Raw genomic sequence first — 13,669 nt, forward strand, 5'->3', positions numbered from 1 at the left:
GAGGTGGTGGATATTTATTGCTTTTAAAGCCGATTTTTATCGGCTATAAAGTCGCCACTGCCCACGGTGTGGACGAACCACGCCCGGTGATTCCCGTTCTGTCATCGGTCGATGCCACACTGACCCTCAAGCACTTGCCCAGGAGATGATTCATGAGTCGTATCGTTACCGTCGCCGCCACCCAGATGGCTTGTTCCTGGGACCTTGAAGCCAACATCGAGACCGCTGAGAAGCTGGTCCGTGAGGCAGCGGCCAAAGGTGCGCAAATCATCCTGATCCAGGAACTGTTCGAGGCTCCGTACTTCTGCCAGAAGCCGAACCCGGACTACCTGCAACTGGCCACGACGGTAGAAGACAACGTTGCCATCAAGCACTTCCAGAAAGTCGCCAAGGAACTGCAAGTGGTGCTGCCGATCAGCTTCTACGAATTGGCCGGTCGCGCGCGTTTCAACAGCATCGCGATCATCGATGCCGACGGCAGCAACCTCGGGATTTATCGTAAAAGCCACATCCCGGATGGCCCTGGCTACCACGAAAAGTACTACTTCAATCCGGGCGATACCGGTTTCAAAGTGTGGAACACCCGTTACGCGAAAATCGGCGTGGGCATCTGCTGGGATCAGTGGTTCCCTGAGTGCGCCCGCAGCATGGCGCTGCAAGGCGCGGAAATTCTGTTCTACCCGACAGCCATTGGCAGTGAGCCGCACGACAAGACCATTTCGTCCCGCGACCACTGGCAGCGCGTGCAACAGGGCCATGCCGGTGCCAACCTGATGCCGCTGATCGCCAGCAACCGCATCGGCAATGAAGAGCAGGACGGCTACGACATTACCTTCTACGGCTCGTCGTTCATCGCCAACCAGTTTGGCGAGAAGGTCCAAGAGCTGAACAAAACCGAAGAAGGCATTCTGGTTCACAGCTTCGACCTCGATGAGCTGGAGCACATTCGCAGCGCCTGGGGTTCGTTCCGCGACCGTCGTCCGAACCTGTACGGCGCGATTAAAACCCTCGACGGTTCCCTGGAGTCCTGAAGCCATGACCACGTTGAACAGCACCCCTCGCGCCGACGGCTTTTACATGCCTGCCGAGTGGGCACCCCAAACCCAGACCTGGATGGTCTGGCCCGAGCGCCCGGACAACTGGCGCCTGGGTGGCAAACCGGCGCAAGCCGCGCACGTTGCAGTGGCCAAGGCCATCGCGCGTTTCGAACCGGTGACCGTGGCGGTCTCCGCTGGCCAGTACGAAAATGCCCGCGCCCGTCTCGACGTGCCGAATATTCGTGTGGTGGAGATGTCCAGCGATGACGCCTGGGTCCGGGATACCGGCCCGACGTTCGTCATCAATGACAGCGGCGAAGTCCGTGGCGTGGATTGGGACTTCAATGCCTGGGGTGGTTTCGACGGTGGTTTGTATTCGCCGTGGAACCGTGACTCGCAGGTGGCGGGCAAGATCCTCGAAATCGAGCGCAGCCCGCGCTACCGCACCGAGGGTTTTGTGCTCGAAGGCGGCTCGATTCATGTCGATGGCGAAGGCACCCTGATCACCACCGAAGAGTGCCTGCTCAACCGCAATCGCAATCCGCACATGAGCCGTGAGCAAATCGAAGCGGTGCTCAGCGCAAACCTGGCTGTGGATAAGATCATCTGGCTGCCGGACGGCTTGTTCAACGACGAAACCGACGGCCATGTGGATAACTTCTGCTGCTATGTGCGTCCGGGTGAAGTGCTGCTGGCCTGGACCGACGACCCGCAGGACCCGAACTACCCGCGCTGCCAGGCGGCCATGAACGTGCTGCAAAACAGCACCGATGCCAAGGGGCGCTCGTTCACGGTGCACAAAATGYCGATTCCGGGGCCGCTGTATGCGACCGAAGAAGAGTGCGCCGGTGTGGACCCGGTGGACGGCACTCAGGAGCGCAATCCGACCGTGCGCCTGGCCGGCTCTTATGTGAACTTCCTGATCGTCAACGGTGGCATCATCGCGCCAAGCTTCGACGACCCACTGGACGGGCCGGCCAAAGAGATTTTGCAGAGCGTGTTTCCGCAACACGAAGTGGTCATGGTGCCTGGTCGCGAACTGTTACTTGGGGGCGGTAACATCCATTGCCTTACCCAACAACAGCCCGCTCCACACAAGGAGTGAGTGAGGACGTAACAGCTTGAGTTGATTGAAAAATCGATTGAGCAACGATTTTGGCCTCCTTATCTCGCAGAAAGCCCGCAGCCCATCAGGACTTCGGGCTTTTTTGTATCTACTTATCGACACTTCGAAAACATTGGCATAGCTCTTGTATCTTCGATGGCGCAACACGGGGAGGGAGAGAACTTCGATGTTCTGTCATAAACCTTGGATAAGTTAGCCGCTCACAAACCAGGAGAGAGCGCTGAGATGAACGCCGAAATGAACGTAGTGGGCGAGCGGGCACTGCATCCCCTGGCAGTTAACAGCGAATCGCTTCAAGTCCTGGCACAGTGGTTGAAGTCCAATGGAACGCGTCAGATCAGAGAACCTGATCCGCGCCGGATGATGATCGAGCGCTATCCCGCTGGTTTATTCAGCGAGGCGGAACTGGAAGCATTGTGGGATGTGATGGAAGGATAAGAAGAAAAACAACGGATGGATAAAAGCGCTGCCGGGAAGGCGGCGCTTTTTTATGCCCGTCGCAAAAGTGGGTGCCTGCAAGATCGGTGGGTGCCCGTTAAGGGGCATTCGACCGATTCTTGAAACAGACTGAAATCGATTCCGGCGTTTTTCCAAAACGATCTGAGTATTAGTCTGCCGGCATTGAGTTTTCCTACTTTATTGCCGGAGTCTTCCCATGACCCTTCACTACATTTACGACCCATTGTGCGGTTGGTGCTACGGCGCCAAACCCTTGGTGCAAGCTGCCCAAACCGTGTTGCCGGTGATCGGCCACGGCGGCGGCATGATGAGCGGTGCCAATCGCCAAACCGTTTCGCCACAACTACGCAATTACGTCATGCCCCACGACCGGCGCATCGCCGAGTACACCGGCCAGCCGTTTGGCGAAGCATATTTTGAGGGATTGCTGCGTGATGAGACGGCGGTGTTCGACTCCACGCCGCCGATTGCCGCCGTGCTGGCAGCCGAGCAGATCGCCGGGCGCGGACTGGAGTTGCTGGGGCGTTTGCAGACGGCTCATTACGTGGAAGGTCGACGCATCGCTGACGAGGCTGTTTTGCTTGAACTTGCCGCACAGACAGGTCTTGAGCCCGAGGCTTTCCAGCAGGCATTTAGTGCAGCTGATACCGGTCGCCATATCAAGGACAGCCGCGCACTCTTGGCCCGTGTCGGCGGTCAGGGCTTCCCGACCTTCGCGCTGGAACAGGATGGCCAGTTCACCCTGGTCGATATCGGCCCTTGGCTCGGCAAGCCGCAGGCCTTCGCCCAATGGTTGAGCCAGTCGCTTTCGGCAACAGAGTCTTCATCCGCGTTTCAAACCTGTGGCCTCGACGGCTGCGCCCATTGAACTCACCTGGAGTCACCATGGATAACCTGAGCCTGATCAAAAGCACCTACGAAGGCGTCAACTCCCAGGAGAATGCGCGCAACACCGCCGCGGCGCTGGCCGATGACGCCCGCTGGACCGAAGCCGCAGGTTTTCCGTATGCCGGGACCTACGTCGGTTTCGACGCGATCGTCGAAAATGTCTTCAAGCGCCTGGCCACTGAGTGGGAAGATTTTCGGTTCAAGGTCGAGAACTACGTCGCTCAGGGCGACAAGGTATTTGCCTACGGCAATTACAGCGGCGTCTATAAAGCTACCGGTCGTGCGATGAATGCCCGAGTCGCGCACTTGTGGACTCTGGCCGATGGAAAAGTCACCCATTTCGAACAATTCGTCGACAGCCATATCGTGCAATTGGCTATCGCTGACAAGTGATTTCTTAGACGATTTTCGCCTATTTACAGAAGATTCACGAAATTGACACATCATTAAGGGCGCAGATAGGATGCGCCCCAACGCCTGTGGCTAACCGCCACGACTGACAAAACAATAAAAGGCCCGCCGCGAATTTTCGTGGGCGGGCCTTTTTGTTTTTGCGGTGAAAAAAGAGCGCGATAGCGCCGTTTCAGCTGTTCGGCACAGAGCGTATCAACCCGTAATAAGGAAAATAACATGTTGAACAAGCGAATCAGCCTGATCGCACTGGGGATGTTGAGCGCCACACAGGCCATGGCTAACGACCAGGCCGAATCCAAGGGTTTTGTTGAAGACAGCAGCCTCAAAGTGCTGCTGCGCAACGCCTACATCAATCGTGACTATAAAGACGGCAACCCGGACAAAGCCGAATGGGGCCAAGCGGCCATCGGTACTTACTCATCCGGTTTCACCCAAGGCACCGTCGGTGTGGGTGTGGATGCCTTCGGTCTGTACGCACTGCGTCTGGACGGCGGCAAAGGCCGCAGCGGCGCCGGTGGTATCGATTTCTTCAAGCAGGGCGACAGCGGCAACGCGGCGGATGACTTGTCCAAGTTCGGTGGCGCGGTCAAATTCCGTATCTCCAGCACCGTCCTGACCTACGGTGACCAGATGCCGGCCCTGCCGGTGCTGAACTACGACAACTCCCGCCTGCTGCCGGAAAGCTATACCGGCACCTTGATCACCTCCAAAGAGATCAAAGGCCTGGAGCTGAACGCCGGTCGCTTCACCGCTGAATCGCGCAAAAGCGCTGAAGGCCGTGACAGCGGTGGCTTGAAGTCGATCAATGTATTGGGCGGTAGCTACCAGTTCACTGAACAGTTCAAGGCAGCGCTGTACGCTTCCGACGTCGAAGACGTACTGAAGAAGCAATACGTGAACGCCAATTACGTGTTCCCGATTGCCAAGGATCAGTCCCTGACCCTGGACTTCAACGGCTATCGCACCAAGCTGGACAACTCCTACGTCCGGGAAAACGGTGTCACCGGCGACGACAACAAAATCTGGAGCCTGGCAGCGACCTTTGCCACCGGCCCGCACTCGTTCACCCTCGCCCACCAGCGCAGCACCGGCGACAGCAACCTGGGTTATGCCTACGGTGGCTATCAGCGCGGCCAGAACCGCGTCGGCGACGGCGGCAACACCATTTACCTGGCGAACTCCTACTGGTCCGACTTCAACGCCGAAGACGAACGCAGCTGGCAGCTGGGTTACGGTCTGGACTTCGGCGCCTTCGGCGTTCCGGGCCTGAGCTACAACGTGGCCTACGTGCGCGGCGACAACATCACCACTTCCACCAGTGAAGGCGGCACCGAGCGCGAGATCTTCAACCAGTTCAAGTACGTCGTGCAGAGTGGCCCGGCCAAAGACCTGAGCGTGAAGGTACGCAGCTCGATCCTGCGTGTGTCGCAGAAATCCAGCGAGTACAACGTCAGCGGCAACGAACTGCGCGTATTCGTGGATTACCCGATCAACATCTTCTGATGATCGGCTGAGTTGTTCAGACTCGATAAAAACCCTGACTGGTTCGGGGTTTTTTTTGCCTCATAACCATATAAAAACACCGAAAACGGCTGTTTTCGATCGTAAAAAGTCGAATTGAAGCTACTTCATCCTGCGTTTCAAGCAACGCTTGATATGCCTGAAATTCTTTCTCATGGGCCGTCAATCCGGCACCTACTAGATTAGGCCGCTTAATGCAGCGGAGACCTAGTAATGATCGTGTTGAACAGAGAAGTTGGTGAATCGCTACGGCGCGACAAGTATGTCAACGTCCAGGGAGCCGACTTCAACCTCTTCGGTCATTTTTCCGACTTCGTCAGACTGACCAAAAGTTGGGAAAACATGGAGCCGGACAGTTATTACGGCCAAGCCGATGCGGGCATGCGTTTTCGTCGCTACAGCGATTTTGAATACAACCCGGTCACCCGTGACTTGAAGCAATTGGAACACCGCGCCTACGTGCAATCGAAGGCCAACAACAGCTACGTCGGTGGACTGGAGCGGCACTTCCAGGACTTCTCTAATGAGGTCATTAATTCGCCGGTGATGCGCAGCCTGATCGATACGGATTTCGAGGTGTACAAACACGTATTGCCGCCGGAACTGCACGACGCAATTTGGCAATGCCAGATTCATCAGATCCGCATCGAGATCARGCCGGGCAAGCAACTGGAAATCACCCCGGAAGGTATTCATTGCGACGGTTATCCGTTCAGCGGTGTGCATTTCTGGGGTCGCAACAATGTGGACGGGGCGGAGAGCCGTTTGTATTCGGCCCAAGAGGAACAGCTGGCGGCAACGACCTATCTGGAAATCCTCGACACCACCTACTTCCTCGATCGCGAGATGCGTCACTACGTGACACCGGCGCGCAACACCCATGCTCACGAAATGGCCTATCGGCAGATTCTGGCCATTTCCTTCTCGCGGCCCGGGACCGCTTTCGACATTGTTCGCTGAACAGTTCGACCCCATGATGAACATCACCGAGTGCTCTGCACCGGTGATGCTGCGACGCGCGACGGCCAAGGATGCCCAACGCCTGGAGCGCTTCTTTCGGCAATTCGAAGAAGTGTCTTTCTGTGAATGGCAGGACGCCAAATGCCTGCGCGGTGTGCTGGAGCAGAAAACCACCACCGCGTTCCTCGCACTCGATGTCGGTGGCGAAGTGGTCGGCGCGGTGTTGGGCGGCATGCTTGGTAGCCGTGGCACCATCAATCACCTGGCGGTGAGCACGTTGTATCGCAGCCAGGGCGTCGGTCAACGTCTGGTGGAAGCGGCCTCGGCGGACATGAAACGGGTGGGTGTGCTGCGGATGTTCCTGTTCGTCGACGATGCTAACCTTGCCGGCAAACGCTTTTGGAGTGCCCAGGGCTTTTGTGAGCCGCGCGGCGAAACTACCTTTGAGAGGGACCTATGAATGAGACGTCCAGCAGCCAGCCGCTGATGGTCGAGCCCCAGCCCTCGCGCACGTTTGCTGAAGCCAGCCCGGTGGTTGCGGGCTACTTCACGGTGTCGTTTGTGTTCGGTCTGATGGCCGTCAATGCCGGGATGCCCGTGTGGCTGCCGGTCGCGATGTGCCTGTTCGTCTACGCCGGTGCCTCACAGTTCGCCGCCCTGGCGTTGATCTCCAGCGGTGCGTCGCTGACCACCATTATCCTCACCACGTTTCTGATCAATGCGCGGCACATGCTGATGTCGGTCTATATGGCCAAGGCCCTGCAAGCGCTGGGGCTCAGTCGTCTGGAACGCTGGTGTTATGCCGGTGGGCTGACCGATGAATCGTTCGCCTTCCACAGCGTCAAACTGGGCAAGGGCTCGCCGGTCAATGTGCGTTACCTGATCGGCTTCAATCTGTATTGCCACACCTCGTGGGTACTCGGCGGTTTGCTGGGGGCGATCTGCGCGCAGTACGCGGCGCACCTGATCAAATATCAGCTCGACTATGCACTGACCGCGATGATGCTCTACGTGCTGGTATCGCTCTGCAACACCCGCAACAAACTGATCGCCGCACTGGCCGCGGTCGCTTGCATGGGTGCACTGAGCCTGATTGGCAACTCACCCTTCAACGTATTCATCGCCACATTCGTGGGCTGCGGAGTGGGTGTATGCCTGACCAAACGTTCCTGATCCTGGTCGTCGCGCTGATGATGGCCGTGACATTCCTGCCACGCGCGTTGCCGCTGCAGGTGAACACCGATCATTGGCCACCTCTGGTCGCCCGGGCGCTGGAATACCTGCCGGTGGCGATCGTGGCTGCCATCAGCCTCACGCCCCTGTTGATCAAGGATCAGCATGTGCAGCTCGATCGCCCGGAATTTTATGCAGCCATTCCGACGTTGTTATGTGCGTATTTCAGCAAAAATCTCTTTCTCTCCGTTGCGGTGGGAACGGCTGCGTACATTGCGCTCGGCTCGTTCATGTAACGGCAGATCGACCACTTCATTCAAGGCCTGACCCGACAACTCGGGATTATTGATCGCCAGCCGCACTTCGAGGGAGTCCTCGAACCCCGGGAAAATGGTCAGGCCGTTACGCAGGGCCGCCTCACGGGAAACCATGCCCAGTCCGTCCATTTGCGTGATCAACGATAGGGTCAGGGTTTCACTGCAGGAATAGATCATCCGCTTGCCTGACTCGTAGTTGCCAAGGCCTGCGTCGAGAAATCGCAAGAAGCTGTGGGAATACGGACAGTCGTCGGCCGGCCGAACCTGAAATTTATTGCCAAGCAGCACCAGCGGGTCGTTTTCCTGACCGCAATGAGCACCGACCACCTGCACTTGCACATCGGGCAGGGCAATGCTGGGCAACCCCGGCTGTTGCGGCCCGATCAGCACGGCCAGGTCGAAGTCCTCATTCTTCAACTTGCTGAGGTTTTCCATCGACTCGGCGTAGCTGAATTCCAGCTGATAATCAGCAAACACCTCGATGAGGCGTTCGATCATTCGCCGGTTGAAGTCGGCCGAGAGCGTGGTGTTAAGCGCAACCTTGAGCGTGCGCTGCCCGGGCACCTTGAGCGCGGCGACTTTCTCTTCCAGCTGCCGCGTGGCGACCAACACTTTGTCCATGTAGGGCGTGAGCTCCGTGCCCTGTGTGGTCAGGGTCAGCCCCTTGTTGGAGCGACGAAACAACCGAAAACCGAACTGCTCTTCGACCTTGTTCAACTGCGCGGCCAATGCCTGCACGGTCAAAAAGGAATGCTCTGCCGCCGCCGACAACGAGCCGGTCTGCACGATGCGCATGAGGTTGCGTAAGGTTCTGCTATCCATTTGGGTAATGCCCTCTAAAGTGGGCTGGCTATTGTTGTGTACCTTGCCGCCCGGTGGGCGTGGGTCGCGTGCTGGCTATGATCCTGCACCAGAGCATGCTTGTCCCGAGTTTAGTAGCGAAATGATTCTGCGTCCGATGGCTGGAGGCTTGCACAGGATCGAGATTTTTGTTGGAGGGGAGATGATCGGGGTCAAGAAAGTGGCCCGGATGGGGGAGGTGTGGGCGTTTTTTGGCTGCTTGTTTTATCAACGAAACCTTTTCCCAAGGCAAAAAAAAAGCAGCCTGATCAGGCTGCTTTCATGAAAAAGGTGCTTGATATTGTGCTCCCTCAAGCAGGGGAGAAGAGGTCTCACCAGGCGTCGATTTCCAAGTCATCAACGAGGTCCCTCCGCCRACTATTGCCACTTGGAGGCAGTCGGTTTCGCGCTCTCGATTTAATTCTCTGCCCCTATAGTGGGGGTGTCAACGTGTGTGTCGGACCGTATGTCGGCGTCTTTTCAGGCTGCGGAAAAGCCCAACACCGCCGCACCGTTCAATGGCCAGTCGGCATTGAGCTACATGCTTCATCTGGATTCTAACTGGCGTCAATCAACGCTCGTTCTTCCAACCAACTCTCCTGAACAAACTGATCCGTAATCGCATAAATCCCATGCCCAACACCGGATAAGCCGCCGACGTTGCACCGGAAAATGCTTGGTTCCGCTTTGCAGTCATTTCGCTGACTTGCGCCCTGTGCGATCCCGTTCCGATGAACAGAAAGTAGCCAGGTGTATTAGGGCGTGGGTTTATTGCATCACGAGCGGCTTTGAGTGCCAGGAGCAGTTGATTGCCGTCGTCGGAGGGAATCGCGTGCTGCACTTCGTCGATGATCAGCACCAAATCTGTTTTCGCTTGGTCGACCACCTCTTTTTATGGATACGCCATAATTATTGGCCAGCCATAATTTAGCATAAAGGTTAAGATCTGGCCTGAGTGCGGACTCATTACACCACGTCACTAATGATGTTCCCGCCCCCACCTTTATCCCCCCTAACCAACCTCCTACATTGAGCTCCACCCACCTACCCATTCATCCCGAAGGGCAGGTCACTGGAGACTCATCATGCCTTTTGTCAGCGTACGCATTACCCGCGATGGTGTTACCTCGGAGCAGAAAGCTCAGGTGATCGCCGAAATCACTGAAACCCTGGAACGCGTCCTCAACAAACGCCCGGACCTGACCCACATCGTGATCGAGGAAGTCGACACCGATAACTGGGGCTATGCCGGTATCACCACCACCCAGTACCGCAAGCAACTGGCTGAGGCGGAGGGGCAGTCATGACCGCCTCCGTCACCATCGATTTCATTTCCGATGTGGTGTGCCCGTGGTGCGCCTTGGGTGCAACGGCGCTGGAGCAAGCGATCGAGAACATGGCGGGTGAAGTCTCGGTCGAGCTGACTTTCAAGCCTTTCGAACTGAACCCCGACATGCCGGCCGAAGGCGAGAACGCGGTTGCGCACTTGATGCGCAAGTATGGGCGCAGCGCCGAGGACGTCGCCGCCGGTAAAGCGATGCAGATCGCTCGTGGCGAGGCCATCGGGTTCAAGTTCGATCTGGAGAAGCGCACCCACTTCCATAACACCTTCGATGCTCACCGATTGCTGTTGTGGGCGTTGCAGGAAGGGCGTCAGGTCGCACTCAAGAAAGCCCTGCTGCGTGCTTATTTCACCGACGGCCAGAACCCGAACGATCGCGAGACGCTGGTTCGGCTGGCGGCGCAAGTGGGATTGGATGCGGCGAGTGCGCGTGAGGTGTTGGTGTCCGGAGCGTTTGCCCAGGAAGTGCGTGAGCTTGAAGTGTTTTACCGCGAGCGCGGCATTAATTCGGTACCGGCCATGGTGCTGAACGGCCGTCACCTGGTGTCCGGTTCGCAATCGGTCGAGTACTACGAACAGATGTTGAGACAAATGGCGCAGGCGCCTGTTGAAGCCTGATTAATCACTTTTTCAAACCATCATTTATGAGTAGAGGTTCATCATGAGCAATTCGAAAAAAGTCATCGTAATTACTGGCGCCTCCCAAGGTCTCGGCGCAGGCATGGTCAAGGCTTTCCGTGATCTCGATTACAAGGTTGTCGCCACCTCGCGTTCGATCAAACCGTCCACCGACCCGGACATCCTTACCGTGGCGGGCGACATCGGCGACCCGGCGGTCGCTCAGCAAGTCATTCGTGAAGCGATCGCACGTTTTGGCCGCATCGACACCCTGGTCAACAACGCCGGGATCTTCGTCGCCAAGCCGTTCACTGCTTACACCCCTGAAGACTATGCCGCGGTGCTGTCGGTGAACTTGAATGGTTTCTTCTACATCACCCAACTTGCGATCACCGAGATGGAGAAGCAGGGCAAAGGCCACGTCGTCAACATCACCACCAGCCTGGTGGACCACGCCATTGACGGTGTGCCATCGGTACTGGCTTCGTTGACCAAAGGTGGCTTGAACGCGGCGACCAAATCACTGGCCATCGAGTACGCCAAGCGCGGGATTCGAGTGAATGCGGTTAGCCCCGGCATCATCAAAACGCCGATGCACGGAGAGGAAACCCATGAAGCGCTGGGGAGTTTGCATCCGGTTGGGCACATGGGCGAGATCAGCGATATTGCTCAGGCTGTTGTGTATCTGGACAGCGCCAACTTTGTCACCGGGGAAATTCTGCACGTTGATGGCGGGCAGAGTGCGGGTCACTAAGACCTGTTTTCTAAACATCAGAAACAACAAAGCCCTCGCGTTTTTGCGAGGGCTTTGTTTTGTATGGTGCACGCTTTACCAGCACGTGCATCATCCGAAGATCGTCCCTTAGCCAACCCGCCAAGTCTGATAACTCCAGGTACTGAGCGGTGCGTCATTGCGCCCGAAAAGTCTAAATCCATCCTGTTGTTTCTACGATGGTTAAGAGTTCATTTGCTGAAGTCGTGCTGCAGCCGGCTCTGGCATGGCCGCCAGGGAACTAAACTATTTATATCTCTATAGAAGATGTCTCTACAGAGGTAAGGAGGTGTCAAATGGCCATTCGTGATACCTATCAGGAAATTGAACAGACCCTGGGTCTGGTTCCGGAGTGGATCAAGCAGATGCCGGAAGGCGGCGCGATCGGATTCTGGGGCGTAGCCCGGGATTTCTGGCTGGCAGATACCAAGATTCCTAATAAGTACAAGGAGTTGATAGGTCTGGCGGTATCCGGGGCGACCCGTTGCAAGTATTGCGCTCTGTTCCATACCGAAGCCGCGCGCCTGTTTGGCGCGAGCGACGAGGAAATTTCCGAAGCCAGCTTTATGGGCTCGCTGACCATGATGGGCAGCACCTTTATTAACGCCCAGCAGATCGACTACGAGCAGTTCCGGCAGGAAACGCTGAGTATCGTCCGGTATGTCAAAGATCACTCGCAACCCAAAGCCGCATAAGCCGTTGCGAGAACCTGCCCTTCGCCAGCTGACGAAGGATAAGTTGATTGCAATCACCAGCGGTGGTCCCAGGACCACCGCTCGGTGGCAAGCGGCTGTGCTGCGAGCCATCAGCGAACTCATGCAATCCAGCGATACCGCCCGCGAAGAAAACCAGGACCTGCGCATCCCCTTTGCCAAAGCACTCCATGACCTCTATGCGGGACAGAAGTCCGACGCCGAGTTGACGGAAATGGTGTTGCTGATGCTGGAAGTGGAAACCGCCCCTTTTATTGGCAAAGAGCCCCAGCCAGGAGCGGTATCTGGGGACAATGACCTCTGAGAAGTGGAAAAGGGGCAACGTTATTTTCCCAAATGGAAATCGTCGTATCCCTGGTTTGAGCAAAAAAGTCCCGCACGATTTGAGCTTGCTGACAACGTCAACCTATAGTGCTGTGCTGGAGCTACGAAGGATGCTTCAGGCTGATGATTTCGTTTCTTCCCAGGATGGATATTTACCCAATGCTCAAGTTCAATGCTCATCTCGGCTTCCAATTCAATGAATTGCCTTTTCTGCAACGCATCGAAGCAGCCGCCGCAGCTGGTTTTCGGGCGGTGGAGTTCCCATCACCCTATGAGTTCGACGCGAGTCTCTTGGCCGACCATCTGGCTCAATACAGTCTGCCATTGATTCAATTCGCTGCACCGGCTGGTGTTACCAAAGGCATCGCTGCCTTGCAGGGCATGGAGGAAGAGTTTCGCAACGGTTTGCTCCGGGCCGCCAGCTATGCAAAGGCGCTGGCATGTTCGGATGTCCACATTATGTCTGGTGTTACGACGCAGGATGACGCAGGGCGTGTCTTCGGGAGCAACCTGGAGTATGCCGTCAAGTACTTCGAGGATCAGGGTTTGCGGCCGCTTATCGAAGTAATCTGTGCGCAGGAGATGCCGGGCTATTACATGGCTGACTTCAGCAAGGCGCAACAAGTGCTGGAAACCTTCCCGAGTGTCGGGCTGATCCTCGATCTTTACCATGCCCAGCTTCTGACCGGAGACGCAGCAGATGTTCTGGCTCGGTTTTACGACAGAACAGTTCATGTGCAAATTGCCGACTGCCCGGGGCGCCACGAGCCGGGAACGGGGAGCATCGACTTTGCAGCCTTGTTCGCAGCGCTGGAGCAGCGTGGCTACACAGGATGGATCGGGTGTGAATACCGGCCTTCCGGTTCTACCGTGGCGAGTCTTGACTGGATTAGGCAGTTAAGTGCTTAGCGCTGAAGTGAAATTGTGATGGGGCGGCGTGCAGGTAGATTTGGCGCAGGGGAGGGTTAAGACGGTATCTACAAGGGCTGCCTCTCTAGATGCCAGAAACAACAAAGCCCTCGTATTTCTACGAGGGCTTTGTTTTGTATGGTGCCGGCACCAGGAATCGAACCCGGGACCTACTGATTACAAGTCAGTTGCTCTACCATCTGAGCTATACCGGCGTGTCAGGGCGACGATTATAGCGATTGGGTTGGTTCTGTAA

Annotated in this window: 17 protein-coding genes, 1 tRNA gene and 1 pseudogene; 16 read left to right on the top strand and 3 right to left on the bottom strand. The window is 56.6% G+C overall.

The genetic code is table 11. The annotated features are described in order from the left end of the window. Positions 1 to 152 precede the first annotated feature (152 nt). From aguB to AC1DIS_RS03620, 10 genes are all read left to right on the top strand, one after another. The gene (gene aguB / locus AC1DIS_RS03575) at positions 153 to 1,031 is read left to right on the top strand and encodes an N-carbamoylputrescine amidase (protein ID WP_019581765.1); all 879 of its coding nucleotides are present in this window, start codon (positions 153 to 155) and stop codon (positions 1,029 to 1,031) included. A gap of 4 nt (positions 1,032 to 1,035) precedes the next feature. After that, positions 1,036 to 2,142 carry an agmatine deiminase gene (gene aguA / locus AC1DIS_RS03580; protein ID WP_477780768.1) on the top strand — a complete coding sequence of 369 codons (1,107 nt, stop codon included), beginning with the start codon at positions 1,036 to 1,038 and terminating at the stop codon, positions 2,140 to 2,142. Between the two features lie 246 nt (positions 2,143 to 2,388). Then, positions 2,389 to 2,601 carry a hypothetical protein gene (locus tag AC1DIS_RS03585; protein WP_018929289.1) on the top strand — a complete coding sequence of 71 codons (213 nt, stop codon included), beginning with the start codon at positions 2,389 to 2,391 and terminating at the stop codon, positions 2,599 to 2,601. A gap of 217 nt (positions 2,602 to 2,818) precedes the next feature. Then, positions 2,819 to 3,490 (top strand): DsbA family protein, encoded by a 672-nt coding sequence (locus AC1DIS_RS03590; RefSeq protein WP_064615868.1) that lies wholly within the window; start codon positions 2,819 to 2,821, stop codon positions 3,488 to 3,490. Positions 3,491 to 3,507: 17 nt separating this feature from the next. Next, positions 3,508 to 3,903, top strand: a complete 396-nt coding sequence (locus tag AC1DIS_RS03595) for a nuclear transport factor 2 family protein (RefSeq protein ID WP_258612960.1) — start codon at positions 3,508 to 3,510, stop codon at positions 3,901 to 3,903. A gap of 237 nt (positions 3,904 to 4,140) precedes the next feature. After that, complete coding sequence (locus AC1DIS_RS03600) at positions 4,141 to 5,427, top strand: OprD family porin (RefSeq protein WP_018929286.1); 1,287 nt, start codon at positions 4,141 to 4,143, stop codon at positions 5,425 to 5,427. A 231-nt stretch (positions 5,428 to 5,658) separates the two neighbouring features. Next, positions 5,659 to 6,405: a 2OG-Fe dioxygenase family protein gene (locus tag AC1DIS_RS03605; protein ID WP_477780769.1), complete on the top strand. Its 747-nt coding sequence runs from the start codon at positions 5,659 to 5,661 to the stop codon at positions 6,403 to 6,405. Between the two features lie 46 nt (positions 6,406 to 6,451). Further along, positions 6,452 to 6,865, top strand: a complete 414-nt coding sequence (locus AC1DIS_RS03610; protein WP_173861173.1) for a GNAT family N-acetyltransferase — start codon at positions 6,452 to 6,454, stop codon at positions 6,863 to 6,865. Next, on the top strand, positions 6,862 to 7,578 hold the full coding sequence (locus tag AC1DIS_RS03615; RefSeq protein ID WP_018929283.1) for an AzlC family ABC transporter permease: 717 nt from the start codon (positions 6,862 to 6,864) through the stop codon (positions 7,576 to 7,578). Before AC1DIS_RS03610 ends, AC1DIS_RS03615 begins: the two co-directional genes overlap by 4 nt. After that, entirely contained in the window at positions 7,557 to 7,874 is a 318-nt protein-coding gene (locus AC1DIS_RS03620) for an AzlD domain-containing protein (RefSeq protein ID WP_007939492.1), read from the top strand. Before AC1DIS_RS03615 ends, AC1DIS_RS03620 begins: the two co-directional genes overlap by 22 nt. Here the strand turns inward: AC1DIS_RS03620 and AC1DIS_RS03625 are convergent. Next, positions 7,791 to 8,717 carry a LysR family transcriptional regulator gene (locus tag AC1DIS_RS03625; protein ID WP_477744115.1) on the bottom strand — a complete coding sequence of 309 codons (927 nt, stop codon included), beginning with the start codon at positions 8,715 to 8,717 and terminating at the stop codon, positions 7,791 to 7,793. The genes AC1DIS_RS03620 and AC1DIS_RS03625 overlap by 84 nt on opposite strands. Before the next feature lie 655 nt (positions 8,718 to 9,372). After that, positions 9,373 to 9,624, bottom strand: a pseudogene (locus AC1DIS_RS03630) (ATP-binding protein); the annotation flags it as partial. A 196-nt stretch (positions 9,625 to 9,820) separates the two neighbouring features. Here AC1DIS_RS03630 and AC1DIS_RS03635 point away from each other — a divergent pair. The 6 genes from AC1DIS_RS03635 to AC1DIS_RS03660 all read left to right on the top strand — a co-directional run bounded on the left by AC1DIS_RS03635 (position 9,821) and on the right by AC1DIS_RS03660 (position 13,413). Continuing rightward, complete coding sequence (locus AC1DIS_RS03635; protein ID WP_007939483.1) at positions 9,821 to 10,042, top strand: tautomerase family protein; 222 nt, start codon at positions 9,821 to 9,823, stop codon at positions 10,040 to 10,042. Continuing rightward, the gene (locus AC1DIS_RS03640) at positions 10,039 to 10,695 is read left to right on the top strand and encodes a DsbA family oxidoreductase (RefSeq protein ID WP_477744116.1); all 657 of its coding nucleotides are present in this window, start codon (positions 10,039 to 10,041) and stop codon (positions 10,693 to 10,695) included. The genes AC1DIS_RS03635 and AC1DIS_RS03640 overlap by 4 nt, the downstream gene beginning before the upstream one ends. Positions 10,696 to 10,738: 43 nt before the next feature. Then, a complete protein-coding gene (locus AC1DIS_RS03645) occupies positions 10,739 to 11,449 on the top strand; it encodes an SDR family NAD(P)-dependent oxidoreductase (protein ID WP_064615873.1) in 711 nt (236 codons plus the stop codon). Between the two features lie 314 nt (positions 11,450 to 11,763). Then, positions 11,764 to 12,162, top strand: coding sequence for a carboxymuconolactone decarboxylase family protein (locus tag AC1DIS_RS03650; RefSeq protein WP_007939479.1), 399 nt, complete (start codon positions 11,764 to 11,766; stop codon positions 12,160 to 12,162). A 43-nt stretch (positions 12,163 to 12,205) separates the two neighbouring features. Further along, positions 12,206 to 12,484 carry a hypothetical protein gene (locus AC1DIS_RS03655; RefSeq protein ID WP_032830984.1) on the top strand — a complete coding sequence of 93 codons (279 nt, stop codon included), beginning with the start codon at positions 12,206 to 12,208 and terminating at the stop codon, positions 12,482 to 12,484. A gap of 179 nt (positions 12,485 to 12,663) precedes the next feature. Next, positions 12,664 to 13,413: a hydroxypyruvate isomerase family protein gene (locus AC1DIS_RS03660; protein ID WP_477744153.1), complete on the top strand. Its 750-nt coding sequence runs from the start codon at positions 12,664 to 12,666 to the stop codon at positions 13,411 to 13,413. 139 nt (positions 13,414 to 13,552) lie between these two features. Here the strand turns inward: AC1DIS_RS03660 and AC1DIS_RS03665 are convergent. Further along, positions 13,553 to 13,628, bottom strand: a tRNA-Thr gene (locus AC1DIS_RS03665). Positions 13,629 to 13,669: the final 41 nt, after the last annotated feature.

Source organism: Pseudomonas sp. 05N433, assembly GCF_056396925.1.

Excerpts from the sequence above, each read along its gene's own strand:
- aguB (WP_019581765.1), top strand. The coding sequence starts at position 153 with ATGAGTCGTATCGTTACCGTCGCCGCCACCCAGATGGCTTGTTCCTGG.
- AC1DIS_RS03585 (WP_018929289.1), top strand. The coding sequence starts at position 2,389 with ATGAACGCCGAAATGAACGTAGTGGGCGAGCGGGCACTGCATCCCCTG.
- AC1DIS_RS03590 (WP_064615868.1), top strand. The coding sequence starts at position 2,819 with ATGACCCTTCACTACATTTACGACCCATTGTGCGGTTGGTGCTACGGC.
- AC1DIS_RS03595 (WP_258612960.1), top strand. The coding sequence starts at position 3,508 with ATGGATAACCTGAGCCTGATCAAAAGCACCTACGAAGGCGTCAACTCC.
- AC1DIS_RS03600 (WP_018929286.1), top strand. The coding sequence starts at position 4,141 with ATGTTGAACAAGCGAATCAGCCTGATCGCACTGGGGATGTTGAGCGCC.
- AC1DIS_RS03610 (WP_173861173.1), top strand. The coding sequence starts at position 6,452 with ATGCTGCGACGCGCGACGGCCAAGGATGCCCAACGCCTGGAGCGCTTC.
- AC1DIS_RS03615 (WP_018929283.1), top strand. The coding sequence starts at position 6,862 with ATGAATGAGACGTCCAGCAGCCAGCCGCTGATGGTCGAGCCCCAGCCC.
- AC1DIS_RS03620 (WP_007939492.1), top strand. The coding sequence starts at position 7,557 with ATGCCTGACCAAACGTTCCTGATCCTGGTCGTCGCGCTGATGATGGCC.
- AC1DIS_RS03625 (WP_477744115.1), bottom strand. The coding sequence starts at position 8,717 with ATGGATAGCAGAACCTTACGCAACCTCATGCGCATCGTGCAGACCGGC.
- AC1DIS_RS03635 (WP_007939483.1), top strand. The coding sequence starts at position 9,821 with ATGCCTTTTGTCAGCGTACGCATTACCCGCGATGGTGTTACCTCGGAG.
- AC1DIS_RS03640 (WP_477744116.1), top strand. The coding sequence starts at position 10,039 with ATGACCGCCTCCGTCACCATCGATTTCATTTCCGATGTGGTGTGCCCG.
- AC1DIS_RS03645 (WP_064615873.1), top strand. The coding sequence starts at position 10,739 with ATGAGCAATTCGAAAAAAGTCATCGTAATTACTGGCGCCTCCCAAGGT.
- AC1DIS_RS03650 (WP_007939479.1), top strand. The coding sequence starts at position 11,764 with ATGGCCATTCGTGATACCTATCAGGAAATTGAACAGACCCTGGGTCTG.
- AC1DIS_RS03660 (WP_477744153.1), top strand. The coding sequence starts at position 12,664 with ATGCTCAAGTTCAATGCTCATCTCGGCTTCCAATTCAATGAATTGCCT.